15 protein-coding genes are annotated in these 17403 nt (G+C 48.9%); 3 read left to right on the forward strand and 12 right to left on the reverse strand.

Features of this window, described 5'->3' with window-relative positions; translation table 11 throughout:
- Window positions 1–33: 33 nt before the first annotated feature.
- On the reverse strand, window positions 34–1836 hold the full coding sequence (locus ACMXI2_RS16485) for a polysaccharide biosynthesis protein (protein ID WP_483777187.1): 1803 nt from the start codon (window positions 1834–1836) through the stop codon (window positions 34–36).
- A gap of 1047 nt (window positions 1837–2883) precedes the next feature.
- Between ACMXI2_RS16485 and ACMXI2_RS16490 the strand changes: the two genes are divergently transcribed.
- On the forward strand, window positions 2884–3075 hold the full coding sequence (locus ACMXI2_RS16490) for a hypothetical protein (protein ID WP_483777188.1): 192 nt from the start codon (window positions 2884–2886) through the stop codon (window positions 3073–3075).
- A 171-nt stretch (window positions 3076–3246) separates the two neighbouring features.
- Here the strand turns inward: ACMXI2_RS16490 and ACMXI2_RS16495 are convergent, their stop codons facing one another.
- From ACMXI2_RS16495 to ACMXI2_RS16510, 4 genes are all read right to left on the reverse strand, one after another.
- Window positions 3247–3819 carry a LutC/YkgG family protein gene (locus ACMXI2_RS16495; RefSeq protein ID WP_483777189.1) on the reverse strand — a complete coding sequence of 191 codons (573 nt, stop codon included), beginning with the start codon at window positions 3817–3819 and terminating at the stop codon, window positions 3247–3249.
- On the reverse strand, window positions 3816–5192 hold the full coding sequence (locus ACMXI2_RS16500; protein ID WP_483777190.1) for a lactate utilization protein B: 1377 nt from the start codon (window positions 5190–5192) through the stop codon (window positions 3816–3818). Before ACMXI2_RS16500 ends, ACMXI2_RS16495 begins: the two co-directional genes overlap by 4 nt.
- Window positions 5173–5928 (reverse strand): (Fe-S)-binding protein, encoded by a 756-nt coding sequence (locus ACMXI2_RS16505; RefSeq protein ID WP_483777191.1) that lies wholly within the window; start codon window positions 5926–5928, stop codon window positions 5173–5175. Before ACMXI2_RS16505 ends, ACMXI2_RS16500 begins: the two co-directional genes overlap by 20 nt.
- A 375-nt stretch (window positions 5929–6303) precedes the next feature.
- Window positions 6304–8544, reverse strand: a complete 2241-nt coding sequence (locus ACMXI2_RS16510) for a helix-turn-helix domain-containing protein (protein WP_483777192.1) — start codon at window positions 8542–8544, stop codon at window positions 6304–6306.
- Between the two features lie 36 nt (window positions 8545–8580).
- Between ACMXI2_RS16510 and ACMXI2_RS16515 the strand changes: the two genes are divergently transcribed.
- Window positions 8581–8775 carry a hypothetical protein gene (locus ACMXI2_RS16515; protein ID WP_483777193.1) on the forward strand — a complete coding sequence of 65 codons (195 nt, stop codon included), beginning with the start codon at window positions 8581–8583 and terminating at the stop codon, window positions 8773–8775.
- 488 nt (window positions 8776–9263) lie between these two features.
- On the opposite strand, the gene ACMXI2_RS16520 is transcribed toward ACMXI2_RS16515, so the two are convergent.
- Complete coding sequence (locus ACMXI2_RS16520) at window positions 9264–9983, reverse strand: hypothetical protein (protein ID WP_483777194.1); 720 nt, start codon at window positions 9981–9983, stop codon at window positions 9264–9266.
- Window positions 9984–10140: 157 nt separating this feature from the next.
- Window positions 10141–10332 (reverse strand): cold-shock protein, encoded by a 192-nt coding sequence (locus tag ACMXI2_RS16525; RefSeq protein ID WP_079472790.1) that lies wholly within the window; start codon window positions 10330–10332, stop codon window positions 10141–10143.
- 259 nt (window positions 10333–10591) lie between these two features.
- Here ACMXI2_RS16525 and ACMXI2_RS16530 point away from each other — a divergent pair, with 259 nt between their 5' ends.
- On the forward strand, window positions 10592–11875 hold the full coding sequence (locus ACMXI2_RS16530; RefSeq protein ID WP_483777195.1) for an MFS transporter: 1284 nt from the start codon (window positions 10592–10594) through the stop codon (window positions 11873–11875).
- Here ACMXI2_RS16530 and rpiA read toward each other — a convergent pair.
- The 5 genes from rpiA to ACMXI2_RS16555 are packed head-to-tail and all read right to left on the reverse strand — an operon-like array spanning window position 11841 to window position 17351.
- Complete coding sequence (gene rpiA / locus ACMXI2_RS16535; RefSeq protein WP_483777196.1) at window positions 11841–12542, reverse strand: ribose-5-phosphate isomerase RpiA; 702 nt, start codon at window positions 12540–12542, stop codon at window positions 11841–11843. The two genes, ACMXI2_RS16530 and rpiA, sit on opposite strands and share 35 nt — an antisense overlap.
- A gap of 27 nt (window positions 12543–12569) precedes the next feature.
- Window positions 12570–13814: an NAD(P)/FAD-dependent oxidoreductase gene (locus tag ACMXI2_RS16540; protein ID WP_483777197.1), complete on the reverse strand. Its 1245-nt coding sequence runs from the start codon at window positions 13812–13814 to the stop codon at window positions 12570–12572.
- Between the two features lie 11 nt (window positions 13815–13825).
- Complete coding sequence (locus tag ACMXI2_RS16545) at window positions 13826–14827, reverse strand: 4-hydroxyproline epimerase (RefSeq protein ID WP_483777198.1); 1002 nt, start codon at window positions 14825–14827, stop codon at window positions 13826–13828.
- A 14-nt stretch (window positions 14828–14841) separates the two neighbouring features.
- Window positions 14842–16431: an aldehyde dehydrogenase (NADP(+)) gene (locus ACMXI2_RS16550; protein WP_483777199.1), complete on the reverse strand. Its 1590-nt coding sequence runs from the start codon at window positions 16429–16431 to the stop codon at window positions 14842–14844.
- Complete coding sequence (locus tag ACMXI2_RS16555) at window positions 16428–17351, reverse strand: dihydrodipicolinate synthase family protein (protein ID WP_483777200.1); 924 nt, start codon at window positions 17349–17351, stop codon at window positions 16428–16430. The genes ACMXI2_RS16550 and ACMXI2_RS16555 overlap by 4 nt, the downstream gene beginning before the upstream one ends.
- Window positions 17352–17403: the final 52 nt, after the last annotated feature.

Consider the following 17403-nt stretch of genomic DNA (forward strand, 5'->3'; position numbering starts at 1 on the left):
CTTGTTTCCTATTTAGTAATGAATACCGGATGATCAGATGATCATCTTTCCCTTATCAAGTTCTTCATAAGCAGAATTTTTGCTGATGAACTCCGGTACCAGTTGTTTCATCCTCGCCACGGTTGGCGTGAGATAATGTTTCCTGGCGGATTCTATCAATTGATTCACTTGTTCATTCACCTCGGTAAAATCTGATGCGCGTACTTTGGCAATCATAATTTTTTCGTGGTAAGTGGGTAAGGTATTCTCGGCATTGTTCAGTAATTCTTCATACAGTTTTTCCCCGGGGCGCAACCCTGTGAAAACGATCTGTATATCTTTTCCGGGTTCTTTGCCGGACATACGGATCATTTTACGCGCCAGTTCCGCAATCTTCATGGGTTTACCCATATCAAACACGAATATTTCGCCTCCCTGTCCCATAGAACCGGCTTCCAGCACCAGCTGGCAGGCTTCGGGGATGGTCATGAAGTAACGTGTAATATCCGGATGAGTAACCGTTAGCGGACCACCTTTTTCCAACTGTTGTTTGAAACGTGGAATTACAGATCCGTTTGAGCCCAGTACATTGCCAAAACGGGTAGTGATAAAGCGTGTGGGAGGTGTACCATACACCGGTCCTATTTTCTGGTATTTTTCATTCAGGTGGTTGTTGAACGACTGGGAGAAGATTTCGGCAATACGTTTGGAAGCGCCCATTACGTTGGTAGGGTTCACCGCTTTATCCGTAGATACCATAACAAATTTCTCAGCGCCGTATTCCACGGCCAGTTCCGCCACTATTTTAGTACCCAGTACATTATTCACTACTGCAATGGAAGGATTCTTTTCCATCATGGGCACATGTTTGTAAGCAGCGGCATGATAAACGATCACCGGCGCATAGATTTCAAACAGTTGCTGCATCCGTACACGGTCGCATACATTGCCGATAAAAGGAATCACCGGAACCCCGCCGGCGGCTTCCGCCAGTTCCAGCTCCAGTTCGTGCAGCGGCGATTCTGCTTTATCACAGAGTATAACTACCGAAGGCTCATACTTTATTACCTGTCTTACAATTTCACTACCAATAGAACCGGCAGCTCCTGTAACCAGGATACTCTTTCCTTTCAGTTCTTTACTGAGCTGCATGTTTTTGATGTTGATAACAGATCTTTCAAGAAGATCTTCTATGTTGATATCCTTTAACTGGATACCGCTATCGGTGTTACCTTCTGTCCACTGGCTCACGGGAATGATTTTTTGTACACGTATATTTAATGCAATACATTCTTCTACGAGTTCATTGAGATGTGTCCTGTCCAGGTGATCTTCAGGAATCAGCAACAAAGTTGCCTTTGCCTGTTTTACGAGCTTATACAGCTCTCCTTTGCGGGAAGCATAAATGGGTAGCCCTTCCAGCGACTTACCGGCGTGTGCATTCGTGTCTGCCAGGAAAGCGGTGATACGGATATCCGAGTGCGGATCATCGCTGATAGCTTTCCGCAGCATGAGACTGGAATGTCCTGTATAATAAATCGCAGCACGGGTTCTGTTCACCGCGCGGAAATTATTATAATATTTGAAAATCCATTTCACCAGCAGGCGGTAGGACAACAACAGGAAGGAACTGATAAAGAAATTGATCAGGATCACAGACATTGGAAAAACAGCCTGTTCCGGATCCAGCACATAGCTGTAGCCGATGGCCAGATAGATACCACAGCTGATGATGTTTAATGCTGCAATACGCCCGATATCTGCGAGGCTTGTAAAACGGACGATTCCCCTGTAAGTGTGCAGCAGCAAAGATAACACGAGCGTAACAGCCCCGGTAAGTAATGCTATCTTCTCCAATGGATACAAAACAATAGCAGATGCATCAAAATTTAGTCTCAGGAGAAATGCTAAATTGATTGCGATGACAGAGCACCCCAGGTCTAACAATAAAATTAGCCATGACGGGGTAATCCATGATGAATTACGCACCATAGGTTCAATAATAAGATATGGTTATTAAATATAAGCTCGCCTGTTTAACTAAGGTCGCGCAAGTTTCAAGGTTTTCATAGAGGCGCTTAGTTAATGTACAGGACGGAGAATTAATTGATTACAATCTTTCTTTCGGTTTTCAAAGTTAGCGCAAGATAACTACTAAAAATGAAAAGTTCTGTTATGAAAAAGTAAACTGTTAAAAAAAATTTCACCGGCCTACTCTTTCTGAAAGATCAATAATACAAAGCGTTTCCGAACCGCTTTAACTAAGCGATTATGGCAACCATTTTCCCGGTGGGCTATCTGCTCAAACGCTGACCTGTTGGCACATTGCGACAAATAACTTCATCGGATAAACGAAAAATGCGGATCAGCCAATCATGCTGTCCATTTTGCATACTATTAAAGAAAACTTACCAGTGATGCTACATTGGTGGTGATGCACCTCGCTCTCTTGCTGTAACGACTTGTTCTGATGCCGCTCTAAAGTGTTAAATAGATGAAACATGGTCTTTCAATTTTTCTGGTTAACGCAGCTGCTAAAAATATGGCTATGCTAATATGGTTAAAAAAATCACTGCGCTATTTGTATTCGGTTCTTGCAACGCACGCAATTGAACAAACACCATACCAATTTCGGGGATCTATTTAATTTCCCGCCCCAAAGTTAATGAAGTATTTATTATACTGCTTCAATTGTTAAAAAATAACGAAAATATTCTGTAACGTGCTGTGCTATTAAAAAGATGAAGGATGTTTAATCCTTGAAATTTTGAGTCCATTTTTGATTGATGAATTGGCGTAAAGAAATCAGGTTATGTACACAATAGTCAGTATTACGCTGATATGGTCTGGGGTGGCTTGCAGAGAGCCTGTAACTAAGTGCAATAAAAACTAAAGATATTGAATATGAATAAACTATTGATAAGTCTATCCCTCCTTTTATTTTTATGTTCCTGCAGCTCATGGTATAAATCAGGACTGGGTACTAAACAGTATTCGGAAGAGAATGGAAATGAGTTTGAGGGCGTAAGACTAAAACGTATGGGTGGAGGCGACGACAATGCAATTGTAACAGGAAAAAGCATTTATGTACAATGAACTATCGGTAAAGAAGGTTACTCTTTCAAAAGGTGACAGCCTTGTGTTAAATTTTAAATTAACGCCATCTACAAAGCCTATAGAATAGAAAACAAGGCTTCTGATTTCAACCTCACCGGTAACCGGTGAGGCCGTTTTTTATGTAAAATAGCCGTATATACGTAAAAGATATTACCCGGCTGTAATAAATACCACCAAACTCTTCGCCCCATGTGCGCCCAGCACCAGCGATTGTTCGATATCTGCTGTTTTGGAAGGACCGGCAATAAATACCCCGAATCCGGTTTGCGGCGCACCGATTTTTTCATAAGCCTCGTGCATCGTAGGCAGAAGCCTGCCAGCAGGCAGTACAATGGCCAGATGCTGGCAGATGAAAGGCAATACCCTTACCGGTATTTCGGCTTCTGTGAGCCATATGGCGCCGTTTTCCGCTACTCCCCACTGACCGGGCACAACCGCCATATCCACATCTTCCAGCAGGTGCGGATCTTCGTTTATCCATGCACGTTGCTCATCCCCTACCCTGATAATACGCTGCAAGTGCGGATAATGCGCCGCCAGTAATGCAGGTATTTCACTTTCATCTTTTACCTCAAACAAACTGCCACCTAATCCTTCCAGTACTTTGCGGTAGGCGGCCAGCGTACCCGGCATATTACCGGATAACCCTTCCAGGGATGGCAATACGGATGCCTCCGGTTGATGTTGCTTCACAGCTGCTAATATCTGGTCCCTGCTGCTCATGATTTTTTATTTTTTTCGTACCACTGGGAGAAGGATTGCTTCGGTGGAGCCGGCATCTCTCTTTGTTTATACCAGGGATTTAAGCGGTTATTCACCATACCGGGAAATGCGCGCATTACCCATCGACCCATTTTGCCGGCCGTCCGGTAAACAGCGGGCGTAGATAATACGCCGCTCATTGCCTTCATGCCGGCTGTTTTTGCGGACGTAGTATAGCCTTCCTTTACCAATACCTGCCGCCACTTATACAGCTGCTGGTGAATATCTATTTTCACGGGGCATACATTGGAGCAGGACCCACATAGTGTGGACGCAAAAGGGAGGTCGGCATAATCCTTCATATCCAGGTTTGGCGCCAGGATAGCGCCAATAGGCCCCGCTACGGCGGTATGATAGCTATGGCCCCCGCTGCGGCGATATACCGGGCAGGTGTTCATACAGGCGCCACAACGGATACATTTCAATGAATTGCGGAAGTCTTCCCGCCCCAGCTGCCTGGAACGGCCATTATCCACCAGTACAATATGCAGCTCCTGGCCGGGCCGGGGCTGTCTGAAATGACTGGAATAGGTGGTAATGGGCTGCCCGGTAGCACTACGGGCCAAAAGGCGCAGGAACACGCCCAGGTGCTTACGCTGCGGGATTATTTTTTCGATGCCCATACAAGCAATATGTACATCTGCCAGGTGCGCGCCCATGTCGGCGTTTCCTTCATTGGTGCACACCACCATTTCACCGGTTTCCGCTACGGCGAAGTTCACGCCGGTGATAGCTGCTTTGGCCTGCAGGAATTCCTTCCGCAGGTGTTGCCTTGCGGCAGCGGTCAGGAATTGCGGGTCTGCATTCCCCGCGGGCGTACCCAGGTGTTCGTGAAACAGCTCTCCTATCTCTTCTTTCTTTTTATGAATACAGGGCAGTACAATATGACTGGGCGGCTCTTTGGCGAGCTGTACAATCCGTTCTCCCAGATCGGTATCGATTACTTCGATGCCATTTGCCATGAGATGAGGGTTCAGATGGCATTCTTCCGTGAGCATGGACTTACTTTTCACGAGATGACGTACCCCGTGTTTTTTCAGTATGCCTGTCACGATCTGATTATGCTCCTCTGCGTCCGCGGCCCAGTGAACGATGGCGCCATTCTGTGTTGCCTGTTGTTCAAACTGAACGAGATAATCGTGCAGGTTGCCCAGGGCGTTCAGCTTGATGGCGGAAGCGGTTTCTCTCAGCTGTTCCCATTCCGGGATGCTCCAGGCCATCTTATCTCTTTTGGCGCGTACCCACCAGAGGGTTTGGTCGTGCCAGTCCACCCGCGGCTCATCCCCGTTGAACTTATCTGCCAGCGTGGCGTGATCAGCTGTTTGCCTGTTCATGGATATTCTGATTGAGAATTTCTGCAATATGCATCACCTTTACACCGGCGTGCTGCCGGCGTAAAATGCCTTCCATGTGCATGAGGCAACTCACATCTGTTCCGGTGATTACCTCTGCGCCATGTTTAACGTGATCGGCTACACGATCTTTACCCATTTTTACGGATACTGCTTCTTCGGTAACACAGAACGTGCCTCCAAAGCCGCAGCACTCATCCTGCCGGTCCAGCGGTACCAGCTCCACGCCTTCCACCATGCGCAGCAACTGCTCCGGTTTGGAGAAAGGCGCCGCCACCAGCTCACTCATCTGTGCGAGGGCGAGGCCCCGTTGTCCGTGACAGCTCTGGTGCAGTCCTACTTTACAGGGGAAGCGGGCTCTCAGCTTTTCTACTTTGAGTACATCTGTGAGGAATTCCGTGAGTTCGTAGATCCGTTCACGTATGTGAGTGGCCGCTATTTCTGCTGCCGGATCGTGCAAATGATCTTTGATGTGTAATACGCAGCTACCGGAGGGGCCTACAATATAGTCGTAGTCAGCAAAGTTTTTAATGAACAGGCTATTGCACTGGTGCGTAAGATGTTCGTATCCTGAGTTGGCCATTGGCTGACCGCAGCAGGTTTGCCCCTGGGGGTATTCCACTTCACAACCCAGTTTCTGCAGCAGCTGCAGGGTGGCAATGCCTACCTGCGGGTAGAACTGGTCAATATAACATGGTATAAATAATGCTACTTTCACGGGTAAAGTAATTTAAATGATCATTGCTGACCCGCAAATTTAGCGGGCAATGCGACAGTAATCCTCCCTCTTTTTTACCGGTTACTGGCTTATTTTTCACTGATCCAAATTAAAGCAGTGTTTGGAGGTTGGCAACCCGGTCTGTCCTGTTGCGCGCCTTCGGCGCTTTTAAATTGTCTTGGAGCAGGATTACGCTGATTATACTGATTACCTTGATTTTATTTTTTGGGATTTTTTAAATGATTAAGGGAGATATAAGCGAATATCTCCCTTTTATCTCCCTTAATCCTTAAAAATCAAATATGATCAAATCTGATAAATCATTATAATCAGCGTAATCCTGCTCCAAGACAATTTAAAAGCGCCGAAGGCGCGCTAATCGTTCATGATCTGTTCTTCCTGTTTCTTTTTGAGATACCATTGTACCACGCGGATTTCCGCGAAGGTAGCGGCATCGCCTACTCTTTCCTTGATAGGGCCTGCGGCGGTGGCGCCTAATTCGCCAATATGCCTGAGGATAAGGCGCATGGTGCCTTCTGTAACAAAACGGTTGATGTCCATTTCACCGGCTTCCACGCATTGGGCCAGGTGGCTTTCAATGGTGCTGACGGCGAGCTGGCGCGCCGTGGCAATGTCGGGGATAGATTTACCGGCGAGATATAGTTCCAGTGTACCGCGACGGCTGCTGCCCTTTTCTACTTTGCCTTTGGCGGCTTTTTCCTTAGCAGCGGTAACAGGAGCGGCGGCAGCAGCGGCATCCGCATCTCTGAGTTTGGTGTAGTCTTTTAAGCCGGTGGTGAAGTCCAGGTCGGCGTAGGATACTTCCCAAACGTGCCGCAGTTTGTTCCAGCAATCGGCTTCGAGGGCCATGAGCTGGAGGAGATATTTTTTCGACTTTGCTTTTTTTACATCAGCGATGTGTGTTTGCAAAGGCTGGATGAGATCTTCATAAATGCTTTGGGTAAAATAGCCGATAGCTTTATTTACCCGTTGTTTTAACTGTTCCATTTCCCCTGTTTGCACGGCGGTATCCAGCAGTTGGTGTAGCTGTGTCACAAACCTGGCGGCTACTTCCTGTTGCTGTTCTGCTTTGGCAGACAGGGAGCGGCTTAGTTTAATGGAGGCGTCGAAGTCGGGGAGTTTTTTATCCTGGATCCATACGGCGTGGCTGCGGATGGTAGCCTGCATACGGTACCAGTCGAACAGTTGCAGCAGGGACGTGGCCTGGAACTTCTTCTTTTCCATTTCCAGCAGCACTACCAGTTCATTGGCTTCGTTCTCTTTTTCTGCAAATTCAATTACCTGGCGGTCTGTTCTGATGCTGCCGTGCCCGATGCGGGAATGCAGTACCAATCCATCCAGTGAGGTACAGCGGCTCAGTGCCACGTATACCTGTCCGGGTGCGAAGGCGTATCCTGCGTCGATGATGGCGCGTTCAAAGGTAAGGCCCTGGCTTTTGTGGATGGTGATGGCCCATGCGAGGCGTACCGGGAACTGGGTAAAGCTGCCTATTTCTTCTTCTTCGATGCTGTTCTCGTCCTGGTTATAGGAATAGCGGATGTTTCGCCAGGTTTCCTTTCCCAGTTTAAGTTCTTCATGGGAGCCTGCGAGCACCAACATAATTTCCTCGTCGTTGATTTCCTTTACGGTAGCGATTTTGCCGTTGTAGTAACGGCGGGGTTGCGCCAGGTCGTTTTTGAGGAACATTACCTGTGCGCCTACCTTTAGTTGCAGCAACAGTTCTGTAGGCAGGGCCTTGTCGCTGAAATCCCCTTCTATCTTTCCTTCAAAGCGATATACTTTTCCGGGCATATCTGCCAGGCGCCTGGCATTGATTTCATCGGCCTTCCGGTTATGGGTAGTGAGTACGATGTACTCTTCATCTTCTCCCTTAAAATTCGGCTGATAATGTTCATTCAGCAACTGCAGGTCTTCGTGCAGTACTTCATTATTGCGGATCCGGTTCAGCACATCAATAAAGTGCTGTTCATTTTGCCGGTAAATTTTCTTCAGTTCAATATACAGTGGCGGCGCCTGTTCTATTACTTTGGCTGCAAAGAAAAAGGTGCTGTTGTAATATTCGGAGAGCATGCGCCATTCCGCATCCGGCACCACGGGCGGGAGCTGGTACAGATCCCCGATAAACAATACCTGTACGCCGCCGAAAGGCAGCAGTGGTTTATTGCGGAAATGGCGGAGGATAACGTCGATAGCATCCAGCATATCGCAGCGCACCATACTTACCTCATCGATGATGAGTAGTTCCATTTCCTGCAGCAATACTTTTTTATCGTTGGTAAAACGAATATTGCGGAACAGGCCGTGTTTATCTGTACTGCTGATTTCATCCATTCCAAACCCTCTTTTAGTGCCGGGGATAAAAGGTCCGAAGGGCAACTGAAAAAAAGAGTGCATAGTAACACCACCGGCGTTGATAGCGGCTACTCCTGTAGGCGCTACTACTACCGTGTTTTTACGCGTATGTTCTTTGATATACTTCAGGAACGTAGTTTTCCCTGTACCGGCTTTACCGGTAAGGAAAATATGACGGTGTGTATGATTTATGAAATCTGCCGCCAGGTGAAAGATAGTATTTGTATTATCCGGTTGGGGCATTTGCTGTTAAATTGAAAGGGCGAATATACAGAAAAAGTGGCGAAAACAGCTGTATATCCGTTTGGTGATGTGATTGCAGAATGCCGGAAACCGGACAATGACGTAGTAACGGCTACGCTTACACGAAATAAACGCACGGGAGCCGGTGGGCGCCGGCCCGATTTGTATGGAGAAGTGATTGCAGCGGCGCATACGCCCATACAAAAGGTGTGGCTACAGGAAAAGGCGTAAATGCGCTATGGCAGCAGTGGCATATAAAGGCGCTGCTGATACTACATTCCTGCCGGCAGTGCAGGAACATGATAATTTAAACTAAATTGTAATACAAATAAAAAAACGCGATTGGTTGCGGGTTTTAGCCGACTGGCCTTAAATAAAACCGGGAAATCCGGCTGGCCGGTTATCTTTGCAACTCCTGACATATGTTTACAGAGCTTTAAGATAACCCGTTTTTTAGCTTCTTGTATAAAGGAACCGTTCCCTTGTGGAGCGGTTTTTTGTTTCCCGGAACGGGGATGTGCAGCGCCTTCGGCGCTTTTAAATTGTCCTGGAACACTGATTACGCTGATTATACTGATTTGTCTGATTTGATTATTTCAGTCAGAGATGGAGGCCATTATTGCGGGAGTTGGATATAACATGGCTATTACAGGGATATTACCTGGCGATGGGATAGGAAATACAGTGGAGTTGGGGATTACATGGAGAGAAGGTGGAGTTCACGTGGAGGGGACGTGGACTTGATCGGGAAACGTACTGCCAGTAGGGGTTCCGGCGGTTTTTATTTTCCCGGTTAGGGCGGGTACCACGTGCATGATATCGGCGGCAGTGAAGCGGCGGCTGGCCAGGTTAGCCTTGTTAGCGGATGTATTTATTTGTAATACGTGCAGCAATGTGCCGTGGCCACTGAGGCGTGTATCCAGTGCTGCGCCATGAAAGGGCTTACTTAAATCGATGGTGACCACCTTTGCGCGGCTGCTGATGATGCGCCGTTGCATAAAGCTGATGCGGACGGCAATAGCGGTGATATGGAGGTGTGTGGCATTGCCCTGGGGAAGCAGCTCCTGTGCAGGAATATTCCAGGTTCCGGCGGGTGTTAGTACCGGTTGCCTGCTAAAAAACCGTTCCACCGCGGTATGCCTGTTGAACCGGAAGCCCTGCAGCTCCTGCAGGCCGTTTTTCCCGGCCCGGATCAGTGCTTTGTTGAGGCGGTTCACGCAGGTATCGTCCGGCGTAATATCCAGCAGCGGGCCAATGGCATGCCGGATCAGCTTCGCCTTTGTGCTGGCAATGCCGAACTCCCGGGCAGACTGCCTGGTAGCGCCGGTTTGCCGCACTGATTGCGCCATTGCGCGGATAAAGTAAATTCCATTTCTCCGGTAACCTACCTGGTTTTCCAGCTTACCGGTAAAAAGGACGATCCCTGTTTGTTTTGCCATTGTTTGATAAATCTGTTTCCTTAAAATTACGAAAACAGGCTGGCCGGAGAGCCACGAAGAAGAGACTGAACAAAATGAACAGCGCGTGGAATTTCATGCATAAAAAAACCGCCCTGGCAAAGCCAGCGCGGTTTATAACGAACTATTATAAAATAAATTATGCCAGTCTTACGTTAACAGCATTCGGGCCTTTTCTACCTTCTTCCACGTCAAAAACTACGCGGTCATTTTCGCCGATGCTTTCTTTGATACCAGATACGTGAACAAAAATTTCTTGTCCTGAACCTTCGATTTTAATGAATCCAAAACCTTTAGCTTCATTAAAAAATTTTACTACACCTGTTTGCATTATATTTAATATTTAATTGTGAACGTGTTCTCGCCATTATTACAGCAGGCGGCTACCTGGGCAACTAGAAGAAAGACTGTAAGAAAAAGCTGAATGTGAAGAGGTGATCTACCAACAGAATTGAAATACATTATCCTTAAGAAGCGGTACGAAGATAGGTGATTTCCTGAATACAACCCTAATTTATTTTAAACTTTTTCTTCGCCACTATGGCCTGCTGGCTCATAATTCCATATTAAAATATATTTTCGCATTCTATATGAAACATCCTGACGCATGGCGAATTAAAGCCATATTAACCGGTTCTGCCGGTAATCTTGTAGAATGGTATGATTGGTACATTTACGCCACGTTTTCACTCTATTTTGCGCCTGTCTTCTTTCCGAAGGGCAGTTACACCGCCCAGTTACTCAATACAGCAGCCATATTTGCGGTGGGTTTCCTGATGCGGCCCATCGGCGGCTGGATGTTTGGCCGCATTGCCGACAAACAGGGGCGTAAAGCCTCCATGACGCTGTCGGTACTCCTGATGTCGCTGGGTTCCCTGCTCATTGCATTTACGCCCTCCTATAACAGCATTGGCCTGGCGGCGCCCGCGCTGCTGCTGATAGCGCGCCTGTTACAGGGGCTCAGTGTAGGCGGCGAATACGGCACTTCCGCCACCTACCTCAGCGAGGTGGCTACGAGAGACCTGCGGGGTTTTTATTCCAGTTTTCAGTATGTAACGCTGATAGGCGGGCAGCTGGTGGCACTTGGTGTACAGATGCTGCTGCAGAAGATATTCCTTACACCCGCCCAGCTGCACGAATGGGGATGGCGTATCCCGTTTGTGATTGGCGCTGCGCTGGCATTTTTTGCGCTCTACCTGCGCCGGCATATGCAGGAATCCACTTCTTTCGAAAAAATAAAAGCAACAAAAGATAAAGGTTCCCTGAAGCTGTTGTTTAAAAAGCATCCCAGGGCCGTGATGACGGTAGTGGGATTAACAATGGGCGGCACGCTGGCCTTCTATACCTATACCACTTACATGCAGAAGTTCCTGGTAAATACCGTGCATCTGACCATAGAACATGCCACTACCCTCACCTTCTTCCTCATGCTCATCTTCGCCATTCTGCAACCGCTCTTTGGCTGGATTTCAGACATCTATGGCCGGAAGCCTTTGCTGATCGGGTTTGGTGTGTTAGGGACAGTATTTACCGTTCCAATCTTAACGGGCATCAGTCATGCTGCCTCCGAATGGACGGCCTTCTGGCTTATTTTAATGGCGCTGCTGATTGTAAGCGGTTATACCTCCATCAATGCCGTGGTAAAAGCGGAAATGTTCCCCGCAGAAGTGCGGGCACTGGGTGTTGGATTCCCCTATGCCATTACGGTGGCGCTTTTTGGCGGCACCGCAGAACCTATTGCGCTTTATTTTAAAAAGATCGGGTACGAACCGCTGTACTATTGGTATGTAACCATCTGCATCTTTACTTCGCTGCTGGTATACGCCACTTCGCGGGATACTAAAAAGACGTCTTTGCTTGATAGGGATGCGTAATTTCCCTGACAGAGCCATCGGCATTACCGATGATCAACCGGGTAGCGTAGTGGAGAAATAATCCATTTTCCACTACGCCGGGAATATTATTCAGCTGTGTATGCAGCGCTGCCGCATTATGTATTTTCTGATAATGACAATCGAGGATATAGTTGCCATTGTCCGTTACAAAACGGTTGTTATCTTTTAAACGTAAAACGGGATGCGCTCCCAGCGCCGCCAGTAGTTTGAAGGTAAGCTCCCATCCAAAGGTGGTTACTTCTACCGGCAAAGGAAATTTGCCCAGGTGTTTCACGAATTTACTCTCGTCTATCACCACCAGCATTTCTTTGGATGCTGCCGCAATAATTTTTTCCCGCAGCAATGCGCCGCCGCCGCCTTTGATCAGTTGCAGCTGCGCATCGGCTTCATCTGCCCCATCTATATCAATATCTATCTTCCCAATCTGTTCAAAATCCACCAGGGGAATCTGTTGCGCTATGGCCAGCTGCTCCGACTGAGCGGAAGTAGCCACCGCCTTTATATCAAGTCCCGATCTAACTAACTCGCCTATACGCAGAATAGTATAATACGCTGTGCTGCCTGTACCTAAACCAACGATCATACCAGGCTTAATATATTCAGCAGCTTTTTCGCCTGCTGCTTTTTTACCGATATCTGTTTGCATGGAACAAATATAACTATTAGCTGTTAGCTAACGATATCTTGCGGGAGAAAATGCAGCAATATCCATACTGGTATCGGAACCATTGGCCAGTTCCGCCAACAGCTTACCGGTAGCGGGTCCCAGGCTGAGGCCCATCATAGCATGACCAGTACCCATCAGCAAATTGGTGTGGGTGGGTGCATAACCGATATAGGGCAGGCCATCCGGTGAACAGGGGCGGCAACCGCTCCATACCTGTTTTTTGTCTGGTATTTGTATAGGGAGATTGGTGAAATAACGGTTCACTGAATCCACGATTCCGGCTACACGGTTCATATTTACCTGGTCGTTCACCGGCGCTATTTCCATTGTACCGCCATAACGCAAACGATTACCCATTGGCGTTAGTGCCACCCGTGCTTCGCAAAGGATTGCGGGGATATTTAAATTCACGGACGGGGCTTCCAGGGTAACTGAATAGCCTTTGCCCGGCATCATGGGGAGGCGTTCACCAGCCAGATGTGCTACAGCAGGGCTCCAGGAGCCGGTTGCCAGTACAAATACATCTGCGGAATGCGTTTCCTCCCCGGTTATTACGGCTGTTACTTTATTGCCGCTGGTTTTGATCTTTGTTACTTCGCGCTGTGGCAGGAACTTCACCTGTTTTTGTTCCAGGTATTGTTTCAGTTGCTGCATCAGGTCGTTGGGATAGAGATGGCTATCGCAGCGATAGTGTACGCCGCCTAATACATCCAGCTGTAGCTGTGGTTCCAGCGCCTGTAATGCGGCTTTATCCAGTACTGCAGCGTCCAGTCCCATTGTATTGGCCTGGGCGGCGAGGTGTGCTTCTTCTTCCGCCACCGCCGCTGTTTTATAGTACATGATGATGCCTTTGCGCTCCAGTCCGAAGTTAAACCCGGGCTGTTGCGCCAGCGACGTATACAACGAGCGGCTGAGTAAATTGATATCCCGCAAGGGCAGCGCGGAGGCTTCCACATGCTTTGCGGTAGCGCTTTTCATGAATTTGAGTCCCCAGCCGATGAGTTGTTTATTCAGCGAAGGTTTTACATAAAAGGGGCTTTTGCTGCTAAACATCCACCGGATTCCCTGTGAGATGATGCCCGGTGCGGCCAGTGGTACAAAATGACTGGGAACAATCATGCCCATGTTTCCATAGGAGCAGTTGTTACTGAAATCTCCTTTATCCAGTACGGTTACTTCCCAACCGCTTTCGTTCAGATAGTAAGCGGTACAAAGGCCGATAATTCCACCACCGATGACGATTGCTTTCATGTTTTAATAAGTTAGATCACCTGGAATCCGTGTACATACGGGTCGTCGTCGTCCAGTATAATAGTGTTATAGCCGGTTACCATTGCCCAGCCTTCAATACCCGGTACAATAGCGGGTTTCCCGCCGATGGTGGTTTCGGCCTCAATGGTGCCGGTGAATTGTGAGCCGATGATGCTTTCATGGATGAAGCGGTCGCCTGCTTTCAGCTTTCCTTTGGCGTGCCACTGTGCCATCCTTGCGGAGGTACCGGTGCCGCAGGGGGAGCGGTCGATGGCTTTATCGCCGTAAAACACGGCGTTACGCGCCGTTGCCTCCGGGCTGATAGTGGCGCCTGTCCACAGGATATGGCTTAGTCCTTTGATATGTTCATTTTCCGGATGTACAAAAGAATAATTTTCGTTTAGTCCTTTCCGTAATTCGCGGCTCCAGGATACCAGTTGATCGGCCGTATGATTTTCCAGTCCTTTGAAGTTTTCCTGCGGATCTACTATTGCGTAGAAGTTACCACCGTAAGCTACATCTACTTTCAGCAACCCGAGATCGGGGCACATCACTTCCAGGTTTTCCGCAGCGAGAAAAGATTTCACGTTGGTGAGCTTTACGGATTTCACTTTCTTCCCTTCCTTTACATAGCTCACCAGTACCAGTCCGGCTGGTGTTTCCAGTCGCAGCTGGCCGGGGACCTTTGGAATAATAAGCCCCTGTTCAATGGCGATAGTTACGGTACCGATGGTACCATGACCGCACATTGGCAGGCAGCCGCTGGTTTCAATATATAATACGCCGGTATCGTTCGCTTCATCAGTGGGCGGGTACAGGATGCTGCCGCTCATCATATCATGGCCGCGGGGCTCAAACATGAGCCCCTTACGGATCCAGTCGAACTCCTGCAGGAAATGCAGGCGTTTCTCCATCATGTTGTTTCCCTTCAGCACCGGGCCGCCGCCGGCCACCAGTCGAACCGGGTTGCCGCAGGTATGCGCATCTATACAAAAAAAAGTTTTGGTCGACATAAGCATTTAATATTTTAACGACTAACGGTGTCCCTTGTCAGCTGACCATCTATTTTCCGCCAGATGCCTATTGGGTTCTCATCTTTCAGCGCATCCGGAAGCAGGTGCTGTGGCCAGTCCTGGAAGCATAGCGGTCTTGCAAAACGTATGATCGCCGATGCGCCCACAGAGGTACTTCGTATATCCGTGGTAGCGGGGAAAGGGCCTCCGTGATGCATAGCGTAGCCAGGTTCCACACCGGTAGGCACATTATTCAAAATAACCCGGCCTGTTTTCTGACACAGTGCTTCCACTGCATCTGCGTAGGTTTCCAGGTCGGTATCTGTAGCCATCACCGTACCTGTTAACTGGCCATGTAAATGTAACAACAAGTTTAACAGTTCCGCATCATCTTTACACACTACCAGCAGGGACGCGGGTCCAAACACTTCCTGTTGCAGTTCCTCACTGGCTATAAAATCCGTTGCATCTACGCGGTAGAGCGCAGGCGATCCTTTGGTAGCTTCCTTTTCCTTCGGACCGGCATAGAGTGTTTGCACTCCTTTGCGGCGCGACAACTGATCCCTGTTTTCATAATAGTGATAACAGATACCGGGGTTGAGCATGGTTCCTGCGTTGATAGCAGCCATCTCTTTTTGCAATGCCGCCGCAAATTGCTCCGTAGCCTCGCCGGCCAAAGCTATCAGCAGGCCGGGGTTGGTGCAGAACTGCCCTGTACCCAGCGTGATGGATTGCGCATATTGTTGCGCCGTTTGCTGCGCTGATGCGGCCAGTTTGCCGGGTAACAGCAATACCGGGTTAATGCTGCCCATTTCCGCATACACGGGGATGGGTTCCGCCCTTTGGTTTACTGCATCAAAGATAGCCATGCCTGCTTTGAAGGAGCCTGTGAAGCCAATAGCTTTAATGCCGGGATGCTTTACGAGTTGCTGTCCCAATAAAGCGCCGGCGCCGTTCAGGCTGGAGAACACGCCATCGGGCATACCGCAGGATTGGGCGGCCTTTTGAATGGCAGTAGCCACCAGTTCGTTGGCGCCTAAATGTGATTCATGCGCCTTTACTATAACGGGGTTGCCTGCAGCCAGTGCGGAGGCCGTATCGCCTCCGGCAGTAGAAAATGCCAGCGGGAAATTGCTGGCAGGAAATACCAGCACGGGGCCCAGCGGCACCAGCATTTTTCGTATATCCGCCCGCGGTAGCGGGGTACGTTCCGGCTGGGCGGGGTCGATAATAGCTTCCACCCAGGAGCCTTCCCGCAGCACTGCTGCAAACAGGCGGAGTTGGTTAACCGTGCGCATACGTTCGCCGGTGATGCGGGCCAGGGGAAGTCCGGATTCCGCTACCGTTCTTTCCAGCAGCGGATCGCCGATGGCGAGTATTTCTGTGGCGATGGCTTCGAGGAATACTGCCCGTTGTTCCGGGGAAGTGTGGCGGTATGTTTTGAAGGCCGCGGCGGCTTTTAAAACCGCCAGGTTTACTTCCTCCGTTGTTGCGGTGACGAATATTTCCGGCAGCATGGCGTTGCTAACGGGATCGTATGCACGAAGTGTATCCGTTCCCGTTGCCGCCGCCGCGAAGCCTATGATATTTTTGCCTGTTATCATGCAGGGAGTTTTAAATAATCCGGTAGTTGCGGGCGTGCCGCCAGTGCTGTTGCAATTACTTTCTCTGCGTGGGCCAGTTCGGCGCCTTGCGGTATCAGTCGTGGCGCCCGTACATTTGTGCTGCCGATACCGGTAGCGGTAGCCGCCAGTTTAATATATTGTACCAGTTTAGGAACGATATCCAGTTCCAGCAATGGCATAAACCAGCGGTAAATAGCCAGTGCTTCCGCAATACGGCCTGCTTTGGCGAGGCGGTAAATGGCTACTGTTTCCTGCGGGAAAGCATCTACCAGTCCGGCTACCCAGCCATTGGCGCCTATCAGCATACATTCCAGCGCGAGCGTATCTACGCCGCAGAGGATACTGAAACGATCACCAAAGCGGTTGATCATGCGGGTTACGTTGGTGGTATCGCGGGTAGATTCTTTCACTGCCTGGATGTTTGGCGCTTTCGACAATTCTTCAAACATATCCAGCGTTACGAGAATTTTATAATCCACCGGGTTGTTGTAGATCATAATCGGTAAAGAAGTGCTGCCCGCAATGGCGAGGAAGTAAGCCACTGTTTCGCGGTCGTCTGCCTTATAGCGCATGGGAGGCAGGAGCATGAGGCCTGCTGCACCGGCTTCTTCTGCGGCTTTAGCGCAGGCGATGGCCGCTGTAGTAGTTTGTTCCGCAATATTCATAACTACCGGTACCTTACCGGCCAGAAAAGCCACTGCATGCTTCACGAGCGCATACTTTTCTTCGTTCAGTAAACTACTGGCTTCTCCCAGCGAGCCGCCAAGGATAATACCATTAACGCCTGCATCGATCTGTGCCTGCAGGTTTTTGTCGAACATCTCATAATCAATATGATCATCCGCAGTAAAAGGGGTGAGCAGTGCGGGAAATACGCCTTGCCAGTTAATTGCTGCCATTTTTCCTATCTTTTTTATGTCAACAAAAATAGCCGGAGAGGCCCGATAGCAC

Source organism: Chitinophaga sp. G7 BAM 1005 (genome assembly GCF_057126945.1).